Source organism: Granulicella paludicola, assembly GCF_025685545.1.
Lineage (GTDB): Bacteria > Acidobacteriota > Terriglobia > Terriglobales > Acidobacteriaceae > Granulicella > Granulicella paludicola.
In genome coordinates, this window is the sequence record NZ_JAGSYC010000016.1 from 58,542 (window position 1) to 73,283 (window position 14,742).

The window sequence follows — 14,742 nt, forward strand, 5'->3', positions numbered from 1 at the left end:
TCAGCGGGTGGTGCGTTGGTGAGTTTGTTTACTTGAGGTGCTGCCAGCCTTGGGGAGCGAGCGCGGAGCGCCGTCCATCGGCTTCGACCAGCGTAACCTGTGGGGTGCCTTTTTTGACAGCTGCAAGGGTGCCGATTGGCGTGATGCGAACTCCCGCGATGGAGCGAGGCATACGAGTGCCGGGGCGAGCCGTGAACAGTAATTCGTAGTCTTCGCCGCCGTGCAGCGCGTTATGCAGGGCTACGGTTTCGGGAAGAGCCTTCGTGAGCGGGTGCAGCGGGAGCCTCGCGGCGTTGAACTCTGCGGAGACGTTCGACTCATCGCAAAGGTGTGCCAAGTCTGTGGAGAGGCCGTCGGAGAGGTCGATGCAGGCGGAGGCAAGCCTTCGCCGCAGCAAGACCTGTCCGACGGCGAGCCGAGGTTGGGGAAACAGATGGGGATGATCGTCTGCGGCAGTCGCTTTACGAAATTTGCGTGGGTTGGCCGCAAGAATTGCCAGCTCGGTGGCCGCGCCGCCGAGAGACCCGGTCACATAGAGTATGTCGCCAGGGCAGGCTGTTGAGCGGCGCAGAGCCCGGCCTGCGGGAGCGGTGCCGAGCAACAGAATGTCGGCGAGGACGTGGTCGGAGGGAGATTCGGAGGTGTCGCCACCTGCAAGAGGGACGCGCTGGGTCTTCGCAAGTGCTAGGAGTCCATCGAGGAAGCCGTTGATCCAAATGGATTTGCTGGCAACGGAGCGCGGGAGTGCAAGTGAGAGGAAGGCCGCGAGCGGCTTGGCTCCCATCGAGGCCAGATCACTTAGGCCACGGGCGAGCGTTCGGTGGCCGACCGAAGCGGCGGGGTGCCAGTCGCGTCGAAAATGCCGGCCTTCTAGCGAAAAGTCGGTTGTGACAATGATTTCGTGGCGCGCTGGCGGGGCCAGAATTGCGCAGTCGTCGCCAATCCCCAACCGTACAGAGGGGCTTTTTGCGCCGGATGCCCGTTGGCGAATGGCCGCAATCAGGGCCAGTTCGCCGAGAGGCTGCGGTTTCTTCGAGATGGGCGCGGGAGGGTTGGGCACGGAATTCAGGATACCCCGGACAGGGGATAGGCCCGCGACACGGAAACTTGTACCGTTTAGACACGTCCATTAAGATAAAGGCATCGGGTGACACAACCCGGGTCAAGCCCCGAAGCATCGCCAGCGGGGTTCCGTATGGCAAGTCTTCTGCAGACCGTGATCCCAGTCCGGTTGCAGTCCGAGCCCCTCGCAGTCAGGCGTCTTTGCGGCGGGTATCTACCTGGCAGCGTATATTGCCAGAACCCAGGCCAGAGGCATTTTTTTCGTGCGCAAACATTACATCGTTTACATCTCGCAGGCGAAGGACGGCTCGGCCGAGCGCGTCTCCATCCCGATGAAGTACGTGTACGTGTTCCTCGCTGCGGCGGTTACCGGCATGTTTACCATCGCAGGCATGGCCGGCTCGTATGCCCGCATGGCCGTAAAGGCTGAGGGCGTAAACAAGTTGAACGCTGAGCTTGCCGTCACCCGCAAGGACTACCAACACCTGGAGACTGTAGCCAAAGCCAAGGACGTGCAGGCCGCCAGTCTTGGCGCGCTCGCCAGCGAAGTTTCCGCCATCTATGGCCTGACGGCGGGCAAGCTTTCGCACGCTCGTCCATTTGGCAAGAAGCAGAGCTCTGCGGCAGCCGACGTTGCCAAGGCGACGCTGAAGGACGACTCGTCGACCTTCTCGGATGACAGCTACTACAAGTCGCTGGACACCTTCTACGCGCTGAAAACGACCGCCGCCAACAACACGCTGGCGATGTCGCTGGGAGGGCAGAGCACCAACTCCCCGCTGGGCGTACGAGGCGAGATGGGCGACTTCGCTTCGGTCACGATGGGAGACTTCGGCCCGAATGTGCCGGATATGTGGCCGATCATGGGCCCAATCAACAGCGGCTTCGGCCAGCGTGAAGATCCAGTTCTCGGTAATGGGGAAGGCGAGTTCCATAAGGGCGTCGATATCGGCAGCCCAGACGGAACGCCGGTGCACGCTCCTGCCAGCGGTCGCGTGATCAAGGCCGGGATGGGCAACGGCTACGGACGTGAGATCGAGATCGATCACGGTAACGGCATTGTGACGGTGTACGGACATCTGCAGGGCTTCAATGTGATCGAAGGGCAGAACGTGGCTAAGGGTGAGGTCATCGGCTACGTGGGGCATAGCGGTCGCGTGACCGGCTCGCACCTTCACTACGAGGTCCAGGTGCGAGGGACGGCTGTAAACCCGCACAAATATCTGCAGACCACGATGGCGCAGCTTGGCGGCGCGATCGGCAAGTAGGACTTCGCGCAGGATTGAAAAGAGGCGGACTAAGGCCTGCCTCTTTTCTTGCTTGATATGTATCACGGATTGCAATATAATTATTGCAATCCGTGATACAGAACGGTACGGCGTCTGAGGCGCCATCGAGTGAAGCTCGGCGATAAAATTCGGTATCTGCGCGAGGTCGAAGGCAGTCTGCGCGGCCTGGACAGGGCGATGACACAGGGCGAACTGGTCCGTGCGATCGCTGACGAGATGGAAGCACCCATCAGCCAGAGTTACCTATCGCAGATCGAAAGCGGCGCTCGCCCCCACCTGACAAACACCTCGCGGCTACTGCTTGCGAAGTTCTTCAAGGTACATCCCGGTTATCTGGTGGATGACCCTGAGGGCTACTTCCCGGAGCTCCAGAGCGACCTGCGCGGGCAAGAGGACAAGCTCGACCTGTGGCTGGTCGGTGGAGCGGAGCGGTTTCGCCGCGACCACGAACTGCGCAGGGCGTTGTTGGCGATCTCGCGGCATGAAGATTCTCGCGGCTGCCTGTTGCTGTTGGAAAGCGTGTTGGAGACGCCAAGATTGGCTGAGCGGCTGATGGATTTGCTGCGACCGTCTGCCGAGAGTTTGGTTGAGCCAACCCAAGTTTCAGAAATGAGACACAGGGCACCCAAAGTTGTGGCTGTAAAGAAAGGAGTGGTTCGATGAACGCGAGTCTATGGGATTGGAATGCAATCTACCTTACGTGTTTCGGTGTCGGTCTGGTGTTGAGTTTTGTAGCGTTCTTTGCGGGTGGACTGCATGTCGGTCACTTCCACTTCAGCGGTCATGCGTTGAAGGCGCATATGAAGGCCGGCAGCGCCTCGCCGTTCAACGGATTCACGCTGGTGGCGTTCCTGTGCTGGTTTGGCGGTGCCGGGTATCTGCTGCATCGCGGCAACGTGTTCGGGCTTGGACTGGTGCTGCTGTTCTCTTCACTGAGCGGCATCGCAGGAGCCTCGCTGGTGTTCTGGTTTCTGGCGTTTGTGCTGATGCCGGGGGAACGCACACTGGAGGCTGCGGACACGGAGATCGTCGGCGTAATCGGCACCCTGAGCTGCGCGATGCCGAAGCATGGCGTTGGCGAGTTGCTTTACTCGCAGAATGGAGCACGCAGAAGTGCTTCGGTACGCAGCGACGATGGTGAAGCGATCGAACGTGGCGCGGAGGTTGTTGTGATGCGCTACATGCGCGGTATTGCGTATGTGAAGCGCTGGGATGAGTTTGAGCATGGTTTGTTGGCCGATGGGCCGGATCATGCCGAAGACCTTGAGAGAGAAGGCAAGGGGTAAGAAGACCCGCTGCGTGAAACGACGCGGCTGGAGTTGGAAAGCTGGACGGAAACCACGGGAGCGCCAAAAGAGCGCGGATGACGGTGCGGCCAGAGCTGGGATATTCAAACTTTCGAGAGGCAGGATTTATGACGCACGAGATTCTTATCTACGTTGGGTTGGGTGTTATCGCAATCCTTTTTTTGTTCAGCGTAATGGCACGCATGTACAAGAAAGCTGGCCCTAATGAGGCGATTATTCGCTTCGGCTTTGGCGGCCCCAAGGTCATCATTGGCCACGGCGCGCTGATCTACCCGATGGTGCAGCACACGCGCACCCTCAGCCTGGAGCTGATGAGCTTCGATGTCGCTCCATCGCAGGATCTGTACACCAAGCAGGGTGTTGCCGTAACGGTCGAGGCTGTGGCTCAGATCAAGGTGCGCTCCGATATGGAGAGCATTATGACAGCGGCCGAGCAATTTCTGTCGAAGTCACCTGCGGAGCGCGATGGCTTGATTCGCCTGGTGATGGAAGGGCACCTGCGCGGCATCATCGGTCAGCTTACGGTCGAGCAGATCGTGAAGGAGCCGGAGATGGTCGGAGAGCGCATGCGCGCCACCTGTGCTGAGGACATGAGCAAGATGGGTCTTGTCGTCGTGAGCTTCACGATCAAGGAGGTTCGCGACAAGAACGAGTACATCACGAACATGGGCCTGCCTGATATCGCACGCATCAAGCGCGACGCCGAGATCGCAACGGCGGAGGCTGAGCGCGACACCGCGATTCGTCGTGCGATTGCTTTGCGTGAAGCTGCGGTAGCGAAGGCTGCTGCGGACCAGGAGCGTGTGCTCGCAGAGACGATGTCGCTGGGCAAGCAGGCCGAGGCGCAGCGTGACCTCGACGTGCAGAAGGCGCAATACACCGAGATAGCACAGCGTCAACAGGCGCAGGCGGATAAGGCCTACGAGATCCAGACGAACGTGATGCAGCAGAAGGTCATCGCAGAGCAGGTCCGCGTGCAGCAGATCGAGAAGGAAGCGCAGGTCAAGGTGCAGGAGGCCGAAATTCTGCGTAACGAAAAGGAGTTGATCGCAACTGTGCTGAAGAAGTCTGAGATTGAGGCGCAGCGCATTTCGAATATGGCGAACGCAGAGAAGGCCCGTACTGTGGCTGAAGCCGAAGGTAAGGCGCAGGCTATCCGCACACAGGGCGAGGCGGAGGCTTCGATCATCTTCCAGAAGGGCGAGGCTGAGGCGAAAGCGATGAACATCAAGGCCGAGGCGTACCAGGAATGGTCGCAGGCTGCGGTGGTCGATAAGCTGATCACGAACATGGCCGATGTGGTGCGCGCGATGTCGGAGCCGCTGAGCAAGGTCGATAAGATCACGATCGTATCGACGGGCGACGGTAAGAATGTTGGAGCTCACAAGCTCACCGGCGAGATGACGGAGATTGCCGCGCAGGTGCCTGCGTTGTTCGAGGCGCTGAGCGGCATGAAGATGAGCGACCTGATGTCGAACGTGAAGCAGATGGCGATGCGCCCGAACGGCGATGGCGGTTCAGCTCCCACGATTGACGCGGGTAAGAAGTAATTGGGGCGGCATGGGAGGAGACTCTCGCGCCGCTGATTTTAGGTAGCGAAGGAGGTAGCATATGGCACTGATGGAGCGAGTAGCGATGCTGTTGCGGGCAAACGTGAACGACATGATCGACCGCGCGGAAGACCCCGAGAAGATGCTGAAGCAGCTGCTGCTGGATATGGAAAATCAGTTGCTCCAGGTGAAGACACAGGTGGCCATTGGTATTGCTGATCAGCATCTGCTGGAGAAGAGGCAGCAGGAGCAGGCTGAGAGCGCGGCAAGCTGGCGTGCCAAGGCGGAGCTTGCCGTGAAGAAGGGCGAAGACGAACTGGCACGACTCGCTTTGGAACGCGGTCTGAGTCATGACGAGATGGCGGCGGGCTTCGCGCAGCAGGTCATCGATCAGACAGCGGAGGCCACCGCGCTTCGCACCACTTATGCACGTCTGCAGGGCAAGCTAAAGGAGACGCAGGCACAGTGCGAGATGCTCGTGGCACAGCACCGCCGCGCTCGCATGTCAGGGAAGGCTGTGAAGGCGATGGACAGCGGCAAGGGAACAGTTGTTAAGAGTTCGACGCTGAGGCGCTTCAAGTCGCAGATTCAGAATGCCGAAGCGGACAACCATGCAGGCCGTACGCTGCTCGAAGGCGAGTCGCTTGAGGATAAGTTCCAGAAGCTCGAGCGCGATGGCAAGGTTGAGCAGCTGCTCGAGGAGCTGAAGCAGAAGCATGGACGGATGCTTGAGGCAGGCTGAAGTTCGTCCCACGGTCTACACTGGGCTGATGGAGATGCAGGTACTACCAAAGGTGAAGGCGTTGCGGTACATTCTGCCTCTGCGCGAGGGCGGCTCGCTGCCGATCCTCGCTGAGGCGGACAACGGCAAGAAGTACGTGGTGAAGATGCGCGGCGCGGGGCAGGGAGTACTTTCGCTTGTGGCAGAGATACTGAGCGGTGAGATTGCGCGTTCGCTTGGGCTGCATGTGCCGGAGCTTGTGCTGATCGATCTCGATGCTGCGTTTGGTCGCAACGAGCCCGACGCGGAGATCCAGGATCTTTTCAAGAAGTCTGTTGGCTGGAACGTCGGGATGGAGTTCGTGCCGGAGGCGACGATCTTCGATGCCGCTGCTGGTGATAAGGCGACTGCAGAAGAGGCCTCGCGCACGGTGTGGCTGGATGCATTCACGATGAACGTAGACCGGACGCCGAAGAACGCGAACCTGCTGCGGCAAAAGAATTGCATGTGGCTCATCGACCACGGGGCTTCGCTGTATTTTCACCACGATTGGCCGCACGCATCCGACAAGGTCGGTTCAAAGTTCACGAAGTCCGGCGAGCATATTCTGCTGCGTTGGGCCACCGAGAATGATGATGCCGCGCAATTTGCGCATGAAAAGCTCACAGTCGACGAACTGAGTCGTATCGTGGGCCTCGTGCCGGATGAGTACCTCGTGAGCGAAGCAGGTGAGGCCACAGTCCAAGAACGTCGAGCCGCGTATCTGGATTTCTTCACAGCGCGCCTGGATCAATCGAAGTCGTTTGTAGAGGAGATCGCTCGTGTCCGCGCTGAAGTCTTATAACTATGCGGTGGTGCGTGTGGTGCCGCGCATCGATCGTGACGAGTTTGTGAACGCTGGCGTGATCGTGTGCTCCATGGAGCTGCGCTATCTCGGCGCGCGCGTCACTTTGCCGGTGGATCGCATCCTCAGCCTGTGGCCTCATGCGGACGTAGCCACGCTGCAACGGCATATCGAAGCAATCCCGAAGATCTGCGCCGCAGAGGCCTCTGCCGGAGCTATCGCGAAGCTTTCGCTGAAAGAGCGCTTCCACTGGCTCACGGTGCCACGCAACACGATGATCCAGGTGTCGCCGGTGCGGAGCGGGCTTACGGAATTCCCGGAGCTGGTGCTGGAAAAACTCTATGCCGAGTTTGTCGGCTAACGGGCGTCGAGCTTCTTCGATGCTAGAGAAAGCTGCTCCAAGAGAGCCGGCGAATATACTTCATGCGTCTGCCATACGATAACGCCGTTGCGATCCACCAGTAGCACATAGGCAGCATCGGCAGCGTCCGAGGTGAAACCGACCGTCTGCTTCCAGGCCGTTTGCCCGGTGGTGAGAGGGACGAAGTGGGGTCGTAGCGGCTCAGGCACCTGTTTACGGATGCTGCGAAGAATCATCGGACGGATGAAGCCTGGTGCGTCTTCAAGAAATGGGATGTCGAAGTACGAAACTCCTGTTCCTGCGAAAGCGCTCCGTGTAGCTTTCTCCCACGCGGTCGTGGCAGTTTGCGAGTGCTGTGTGAAGCCCAGGATCAGGATGGTCGACTTGGGAGACAGGTCGCGGGGCAGCACAAAAGGGTGGCCGTCCAAGGCGGTGCCTGTAGCTGCAGGGATATTGCCTGCGAGGGCTGTGAGCGGCAAAGCGAGAAGCGCGAGGCTGAGGCAGAGAGTCTTCATCGAAACAGTCTTCTTCATCCTAGTGGGATGCGAGACGCGCATTTTCGTTAGCTCGTAAGCGACAGCTGTCCTATATGACGAAACAACAAGGCCCTCACGCCAGATTGACGTGAGGGCCTTATTTATTGCGTGAACGCTAATTGCTCGCCGTGTTGGTGTTGGTACCCACATAGGTCACATGCCACACAGACCGCGAGCCATCATCCGAGACATAGAGGCTGCCGTCGTTGCCGACGGTGACGCCGACGGGGCGGCCCCACACGTGGCCATCGTCTACGGTGAAGCCGGTGAGGAAGTCGTCATACTCGCCGGTGGCATGGCCGTCTTTCATCGGAATACTGATGACCTCGTAGCCGGCGCGGTTCTTGCGGTTCCAGCTGCCATGCTCGGCGGCGAAGGCGTCACCGCGATACGACTCGGGAAAGATCGACTTAGGTACGCGGAACTCCTGCGTCGGTATCGCGCCGGGCTTGTCTGCGTGGTGGCCCATGGACTCGAGGGCACCGATGGTGGGATAAAAGACCATCTCCAGCGAAGCCATATGCGGCTGCACGAGCACGTCGGGCGTTTTCACCTTCGCGACGATATCCTCACGCTTGCAGTTCTTCGCCTGGTCGGAGGTCAACGACTCAGCCTTCTGCGGATTAATGCCGGTGCCGTCTGCGCAGGGAACCGGGAGGCGCGGATCTTTGTGATTGCCCATGTAATACCAGGGCCAGCCGAAGAAGCTGCCTTCGGGAACGCTGGTTACATAATCAGGCACAAGGTGGTTGCCGAGGTTATCGCGCTCGTTGGTCGAGCACCACAGCTGCTTCGTGACGGGGTTGATGGCCTCGCCCACACAGTTGCGGATGCCGTAGGCATACACCTTCAGGAATTTGCCTTCGGGCGTGAATTCGAGCACGTCCGCGCGATGCAACTCCTTGGGCGTAGTGTCGGGATCGTCGATGTTCGAACCTGAGCCGACGGAGACGAGCATCTTTGGGGTAGCCTCTGCCGTGAAGACGACATCGCGTGTCCAATGGCCACCGCCGCGCAGTTGAGCAAAGCCAGGCAGCTCCGGCACAATCTTTTCCGCAGGGCCTGTCGCCGTGAGGTCGCCTGACTTGTACGGGAAGCGTACGACGGAGTCGGTGTTGCCAATGTAGATCCACTTGGGATTTGGGCCAGTGGGATAGAACGCGATGCCGAAGGGCAGGTTGAGGCCCGTGGCAAACGTGGAGATCTTCGCTGCTTTGCCATCTGCTCCGACACCGCGCATGACAAACAGCTTGTCTCCGTGCGAGTCGGTCATGAAGATGTCACCGTTAGGAGCGGTGCGCAGCAGCCGTGGCTCACGGAACATCGAGGGAGCCACCGGGACCGATGGAGCCTGATTATTTTGCGAAGACGAGGCAGCAGTCGGTGTGAAGTCGCCACCTGCGTAGAGCGTCACCTTGAAGCCTGGAGGCGCGACAGGCCAAGCGCCTTTGGGACGCGCGACGATTGTCGGACCGTTGTTGACGGCCTCATCGGGGGCCGGTGCTGGGAGATCGGCGACGGTAATCTTGTGGCGCGTGCCGGGCGACTGCTGGTTGAAGTCCGTGAAGGCGGCCTGCCCAGTCAGCAGCGGCTTCTGCTGCGCGAACGCAGGTAATGCAGCGGTGGCTGCGAGGAGCGCGAAGAGGGGGAGCGACTTCGACATGCTGGTTCTCCTGAAATTTCGTTCGTGAAGATTATGCACGAGGGGTAACAGAGCTGGCTTTCCGCGGTTAGCGGGAGCGAGACCTATGTGTGCTTCTACTTGGATGCTGACGGAGTTGCCTGTGGAGGCGTTTCCGAGGCAGGATCGTGCGCATTGAAAAGCGTTTTCACCTGCTCCAATGTCGCAGATGATTCGAGCACCGCCCGCTCGCCATGTTGCACGAGCTTGGTGGCTGCAATGACCTGCCGGAGAGCAGTGTCTCCATCGTTTCGCGCAGGCTCTGCACTACCAATGCCGCGAAGGAGGTCGAGCATCGTATTCAGCGAATCGACTGTCGTTTGGGCAGCGATCGCAGTCGGGGCGATCTCCTCGACGCGCAACTGGACGGCACCGCCCGCGAGCATTCGCTGAGCGGGCGAGTACCGCAGGCTTGCCACCAGATCGCTGTCGGCCGCAATCGGTAGCTCCAGCCCCATCACCGAGATGGCACCGTTGCGAGCGAAGGGAAGGCCGATGTGCCCGATCGCCCATGCTTCGGAGAGCAGTGGCACCTCTTTGAAGCGTGTCGCGAGCAGCGAACACCCCGGGGTGCCGAGCGCAGATGCGCGCGAGCGATCGAGCATCGCATGAATCTGCTCCGTGGTCGGCATGTTCGACGCAGCGATACTGTCATACGTCAGCTGCGTTACGCGGAGTACCTGCCCATCCATCTGGATGGTGTAGAGGGTGTGGTCGGCGTACATCTCCGTGGCGCTTGCAATGCTGGCGAGGTACTTGCCGAGCTTCTCTCCATCGAAGCGACCGATCAGCACTTCGGAAGAAAACAGGTCAGCAGCACGGACACCGTTCTCAAGCGTCGGCACCTTATGCAAGGCGAAGGCGACAGAGTCGATGTCGCGCTCCGGGACAATGCCTGTGGCATCGATGAAATGCTGAAAGTCCGCGCTGCGAGCCGTTGGCGACTTATCGAAGTGCGTGGCTGCGCGCAGTGTTTTCAGATTCACGAAGGCGATGGCATCGGACTCAGGCAGAAGTCTTGCGGCCTCCGGCGGGGCCTTGGCACGCAGAAAAAACATCATGCCGAGGGCGGCGAAGACGACTACGGCGATCAGGAGGGGGATGAGCGTGCGCTTGCGCATAATGTGTACGGGTCTCGTCTACTCGCGAATCGCGAAGGTGAAGATCTTGCCTGTTCCTGCCAGCCCCTGCGTGTTGGCGGAGCCTGGAGGGAGAACGCCGTACTCGCCTTTTTCGATGTCGGCCGGAACGGTAAAGGTGTACATCTGCGTGGCGATTTTCTTTGGATGAAACTCGAGCTCGTTGCGCTCAGCCCCGCTCTCGGAGTGGAAGACGCCACCAGTCAGCGTGCGAAACTCCCGGTTGTCCTTATGTTCCTGAAGCCGCAGGAAGTCGTACTCATTGGCATCGGTGCCGAGTGGTGCGTAGATCAGGATCTCCACGCCTGTGGGCAGACTCAGTGCGGACGTCGGCCCGGTCAGGTGTCCATTCATGTCCTTGCTGATGATGCCGTGCGTGAGGATGCTCTTGGCCGCGCCGCCTGACTTGAAGACGACGCGCTCGGTCTGCAGCGGCAGCCATTGTCCAGCCTGCTCGCCTTTCGTGGATTTGTAATAGACCCCGATCTCGTCCACACCCGCTACGAGAGGACTAATCTCAACCGCAGTCTTGCTGGGCCGCATTACCAGCCCCGTTCCGTGCGCCTCCATTGTGGAGATCACGCGGTCAGAGATACCTGCCGTTTTCAGCGCGATCAAATCGTCTGGAGCGGTGTCGTAGTGTCCTGGCTTGCTCTGGATCGTCTGCACAAGTATGTCGTCGCTGAGACCGGCCCTCGCCATCTTGAGGATGTCATCGTTCCCGATCATGCGAACGCGCGCGACATCCGTGTTTGTCTGGAGCGGGCCGTCGTCAGAGGTGACCGCTGCCTGCGCGCTTAATCGCAGAGCACCAACGATACAGATCAGAAGAAGAGGCAGAGAACCAGTCCATGTCCGCCTGCATCGCATTACCCCAGCAGGGTTCGCCATGCGGCTCATCCTACCATTTCGGGCACCGCGTCCCCAAGAGCAAAGCCCCGGTGTCTCCGGGGCTTTACTTCGATTCCTCAGCATTTACTGTCGCTTCACATGGTCACCAATCTTCGGTTTGCCCGTGCCAGAAAACCTTCCGACAGCGGAGTCGGCATCGACACTGGTGATGCTGAGCGTTCCTACTACAGACTCGATCGAACGAATCGGTTTGCCTGTAACGGGGTCCTTGATGACGCGGTCGACACGCTTCACGAAGAGGTTGTCGCCAACCTGTATACCTGCGTTCGATCCTGCGTTCACGATGATGTCGCCCGTAGAGGCGTCGGCAATCAGCCCATCGAGCGGTGGCAAAGCAGCGACAGGCTTTGCTGCGGGCGGCGGAATGAGACTGGCTTTGGCATCCAGATTGTCCGCGAGTTGCTTGACTGCAATTCCTGTTGCCTTGCCTATCTGCGACTCGCGAAAGTTGCTGCTGCCCATATCGACGCCGCCTGCGCCTCCACGTCCCCAGCCCGACGAGCCGCCGCCGCCGATGCCGAGGCCTGACTTCTGCGTCTCGCCGTAACCCTTCACCGAGGCGAGAATCTCGCCCGTGTTCACATTCACAATGCGTGCCGTAATTTCAACGATGGTCTTGTTCTTGTTGATGCCGAGACCACCGAAGCCGCCCTTGCCGTACCAGGTCCCGCCGCCACCGCCTGCGCCGAAGTGCTTGTCGTCGGTACCGAAGGAGGTGATATCGCCGACGATGATGTCATCGACTCCAAGCAGGCCGCCAATTTTTGCAGCGGTAGCGGCATCGGCGCGGTCGCTGTTCGAGAAGTTCTGCTCCTTGATGATCTTGTCCAGAGCGGACCGCTCGATGAGGCGATATTGCCCGGCTTCAAGCAGCTGGCTGATGAGCTGATCGACGATACCCTTGCCAATGTCCTGGTCTGTTCCGAAGATGGCAGCAACGGTGGTTTTCACGGTTCCGTAGCCGAAGTCCATGACGGCAACCTTCGGCTTCTGAGCGTTTGCGGGCCGCACAGTGAGCATGGCGCCGAACGCGAGCATGGCATAAATCTTACGCATGGGTCCCTCCTGGGTTTTCACCCAAGTCTTTTTCTGAAATGTGGTTCGGGGCCCGAGATCATGCAGCAACTGCTCTTGCGTGCAGCGCACTACAGCGGAAGAGAAGGTGGCGAGTTGGGAGGAATTATAACCACCTCGCGTTTACGGGACAATCACAACATTTCCCTGAATTCATCGCATCGCGAAGTGAAAAAAGGTTCGGAACGACACTCATTTGCTGTCATACTTGCCGCGAGATTCCGGGCCCACGTTCTTCTGCTTATCCCAATCATGCTAAGGAGACGTTATGAGTTTTTTCGTGGCAAAGTCCGGCATCGTCGCCGGGTTTCTTGTTACCACACTCTTCCAGACACCCGCTGCGCCACCTATCAAAATGGGATTGTGGGAGACCTCCAGCACTGTGAAGATGAACATTCCCAACTTGCCTTTTATGGGCCCGCGTTCGAACAAGGTGCATAGCTGCCTCACTCCTGAAAGCTACGCAAAAGGGATGGCAACTGCGCAGCAGAAAGACTGCATCCACACGAATGTCTCGATAACGGACAAGGGTTATTCTTTCGACCTTAGCTGTCGTGGCGGCAAGGAGACCGGGCGCTTCGAGATGATCTTCGACAGCCCCGAGGCCACGCATGGAACCATGCACCTGAGCGCGGGCAGCTCAACGATCTCCGATTCCACTTTCACTGCCAGCTTTGTCTCGACAGATTGTGGCGGCATCACGCCGGACAAGCCGCAGCTCGTCCACTAGAAGGCGTCCAGTTTGTGGAACAGGTCGGGGTTTTCCGAGGCCCCGGCCTGTGGTAGAGTCGATACATACGTTTGTGAGGTTCACGGACGTAAGCGTGTTGTGTGGGCTGGCGTAGCTCAGCTGGTAGAGCACCTGATTTGTAATCAGGCGGTCGGGGGTTCAAATCCCTTCGCCAGCTCCAGTTTCTGCCCACGGCGCGATGAGTTTGGTTGTACCTGCCAGTCTTCACCCTCTTGCAGTGTTCGCCATCCACAATCTTGGCAGGTAGCTGTGCGGGCAAGTCTCGCGCAGGGAATTGCATGGTTGGTGGGCTGGCAGCAGAAGGTGCGATGAGCAGGCCGGATGCACAGGTGGCCGAGTGGTTAATGGCAGCAGACTGTAAATCTGCCGCGTTATGCGCTACGAAGGTTCGAATCCTTCCCTGTGCACCACTTTTTTGTAGCGAGGAGGGTGCCATGGACATGAGCCCCCGAGGCAAAGGACGGTTGGTTACGTCATTAGCCGTACTCGTGGTGTTGGCAGTACTTGTCTGGCAGACGATGGAGCCAGGCAGGATGCAATATGTAACGTGGTTGCTCTTAGGTTTTTTCGCAGTTCGAATTGTGTTGACCTGGATGCGAACGCGGTACAGTAGTGAAGGCGTTCCTGCGAACGCGGAGTATTCAGCGACGAACGATGCGGATCAACGCAGGTTGCTGAAGTAGCTCGGCAGGGCACGTTGAAGGTTTCAAGAAGGCTGATGTAGCTCAGTGGTAGAGCACTCCCTTGGTAAGGGAGAGGTCATGGGTTCAAGCCCCATCATCAGCTCCAGATTTTTAGCTAGAGGCGTCTTGGCTGATAGCTGATGTTGCGGGAGTAACTCAGTGGTAGAGTCACAGCCTTCCAAGCTGTTGGTCGCGGGTTCGATTCCCGTCTCCCGCTCCAGACTCCAGAATATCCATCCCCCGATTTAGGACTCAGGCCAACATGGCGCAGGAAAACACAAGCTACCAGGTAGATCGCACTACGGCACTCTATGAGCGTCCAGCAATGGAAGTTACAGACGCATCCACATTCGGCGCAGTGAAGAGCGTGATCGAAAGCAAGTTCTCTGCAGGTAATGTGGAAGGCTTCCTCAAATCGCTCGAAAAGGGTAAGCTCCGCATACGCGATTTTGAGGCTGTGGCGAAGGCCGGCAAGCTGGGACCGCAAACGGCAGCGCAGTATGCGAGCCTTTCGGATGGCGATCAGGGTCAGGTGCGTGAGTTTTACCTCGCCTCGCTGGAAAAAGTGGAACTGGGCCTGCGCGACAAGTACTTCAAGATTTACGCGTACTACTAAAACGAAGTCGCGGTCTTGTAACTCCCGATACACTTGTCATCGGGTAAATTTTGTAAGTAGAGTTTTGTTAGACCTATCAGGAGAAAGTGAGTAGTCATGGCGAAGGAAAAATTTGACCGTAGTAAGCCTCACGTAAACGTTGGAACGATCGGGCACATCGATCATGGTAAGACGACGTTGACGGCGGCGATCACGAAGGTGTTGTCCAAGCACAAC

16 protein-coding genes and 4 tRNA genes are annotated in these 14,742 nt (G+C 58.8%); 14 read left to right on the forward strand and 6 right to left on the reverse strand.

Translation table 11 applies throughout. The features are described from left to right. Positions 1-28: 28 nt before the first annotated feature. Entirely contained in the window at positions 29-1,060 is a 1,032-nt protein-coding gene (thiL, locus tag OHL14_RS01380) for a thiamine-phosphate kinase (protein ID WP_263377515.1), read from the reverse strand. 265 nt (positions 1,061-1,325) lie between these two features. Between thiL and OHL14_RS01385 the strand changes: the two genes are divergently transcribed. From OHL14_RS01385 to OHL14_RS01415, 7 genes are all read left to right on the forward strand, one after another. Further along, positions 1,326-2,330, forward strand: a complete 1,005-nt coding sequence (locus tag OHL14_RS01385; RefSeq protein ID WP_263377516.1) for a M23 family metallopeptidase — start codon at positions 1,326-1,328, stop codon at positions 2,328-2,330. A gap of 129 nt (positions 2,331-2,459) precedes the next feature. After that, complete coding sequence (locus OHL14_RS01390; RefSeq protein WP_263377517.1) at positions 2,460-3,014, forward strand: helix-turn-helix domain-containing protein; 555 nt, start codon at positions 2,460-2,462, stop codon at positions 3,012-3,014. Then, positions 3,011-3,637, forward strand: a complete 627-nt coding sequence (locus OHL14_RS01395; protein WP_263377518.1) for a hypothetical protein — start codon at positions 3,011-3,013, stop codon at positions 3,635-3,637. The genes OHL14_RS01390 and OHL14_RS01395 overlap by 4 nt, the downstream gene beginning before the upstream one ends. Positions 3,638-3,765: 128 nt before the next feature. After that, complete coding sequence (locus OHL14_RS01400; protein WP_263377519.1) at positions 3,766-5,208, forward strand: flotillin family protein; 1,443 nt, start codon at positions 3,766-3,768, stop codon at positions 5,206-5,208. A gap of 61 nt (positions 5,209-5,269) precedes the next feature. Then, on the forward strand, positions 5,270-5,950 hold the full coding sequence (locus OHL14_RS01405; RefSeq protein WP_263377520.1) for a PspA/IM30 family protein: 681 nt from the start codon (positions 5,270-5,272) through the stop codon (positions 5,948-5,950). Further along, entirely contained in the window at positions 5,925-6,773 is an 849-nt protein-coding gene (locus OHL14_RS01410; protein WP_263377521.1) for a HipA family kinase, read from the forward strand. Before OHL14_RS01405 ends, OHL14_RS01410 begins: the two co-directional genes overlap by 26 nt. Further along, positions 6,751-7,134 carry a DUF3037 domain-containing protein gene (locus OHL14_RS01415; protein ID WP_263377522.1) on the forward strand — a complete coding sequence of 128 codons (384 nt, stop codon included), beginning with the start codon at positions 6,751-6,753 and terminating at the stop codon, positions 7,132-7,134. The genes OHL14_RS01410 and OHL14_RS01415 overlap by 23 nt, the downstream gene beginning before the upstream one ends. Here the strand turns inward: OHL14_RS01415 and OHL14_RS01420 are convergent. The 5 genes from OHL14_RS01420 to OHL14_RS01440 form a co-directional block, all read right to left on the reverse strand. Then, entirely contained in the window at positions 7,131-7,667 is a 537-nt protein-coding gene (locus OHL14_RS01420; RefSeq protein ID WP_263377523.1) for a hypothetical protein, read from the reverse strand. The genes OHL14_RS01415 and OHL14_RS01420 overlap by 4 nt on opposite strands. A gap of 118 nt (positions 7,668-7,785) precedes the next feature. Next, a complete protein-coding gene (locus OHL14_RS01425; RefSeq protein WP_263377524.1) occupies positions 7,786-9,333 on the reverse strand; it encodes a PQQ-dependent sugar dehydrogenase in 1,548 nt (515 codons plus the stop codon). 95 nt (positions 9,334-9,428) lie between these two features. After that, the gene (locus OHL14_RS01430; protein ID WP_263377525.1) at positions 9,429-10,472 is read right to left on the reverse strand and encodes a hypothetical protein; all 1,044 of its coding nucleotides are present in this window, start codon (positions 10,470-10,472) and stop codon (positions 9,429-9,431) included. Positions 10,473-10,490: 18 nt separating this feature from the next. Next, a complete protein-coding gene (locus OHL14_RS01435; protein ID WP_263377526.1) occupies positions 10,491-11,381 on the reverse strand; it encodes a hypothetical protein in 891 nt (296 codons plus the stop codon). Between the two features lie 84 nt (positions 11,382-11,465). Next, positions 11,466-12,458 (reverse strand): CsgG/HfaB family protein, encoded by a 993-nt coding sequence (locus OHL14_RS01440; protein WP_263377527.1) that lies wholly within the window; start codon positions 12,456-12,458, stop codon positions 11,466-11,468. Positions 12,459-12,744: 286 nt separating this feature from the next. On the opposite strand from OHL14_RS01440, the gene OHL14_RS01445 reads away from it, so the two are divergent. From OHL14_RS01445 to OHL14_RS01475, 7 genes are all read left to right on the forward strand, one after another. Next, entirely contained in the window at positions 12,745-13,206 is a 462-nt protein-coding gene (locus tag OHL14_RS01445) for a DUF3617 domain-containing protein (protein ID WP_263377528.1), read from the forward strand. 105 nt (positions 13,207-13,311) lie between these two features. Beyond that, a tRNA-Thr gene (locus OHL14_RS01450) sits at positions 13,312-13,387 on the forward strand. 163 nt (positions 13,388-13,550) lie between these two features. Beyond that, positions 13,551-13,637: transfer RNA gene (locus OHL14_RS01455), tRNA-Tyr, on the forward strand. 304 nt (positions 13,638-13,941) lie between these two features. Next, positions 13,942-14,016 (forward strand) — tRNA-Thr (locus tag OHL14_RS01460). A gap of 39 nt (positions 14,017-14,055) precedes the next feature. After that, positions 14,056-14,130: transfer RNA gene (locus OHL14_RS01465), tRNA-Gly, on the forward strand. A 42-nt stretch (positions 14,131-14,172) separates the two neighbouring features. Then, positions 14,173-14,526, forward strand: coding sequence for a hypothetical protein (locus OHL14_RS01470; protein ID WP_263377529.1), 354 nt, complete (start codon positions 14,173-14,175; stop codon positions 14,524-14,526). Between the two features lie 96 nt (positions 14,527-14,622). Beyond that, positions 14,623-14,742 (forward strand): GTP-binding protein (locus OHL14_RS01475; protein WP_263377530.1); only part of this gene is annotated, 120 nt, incomplete at its 3' end.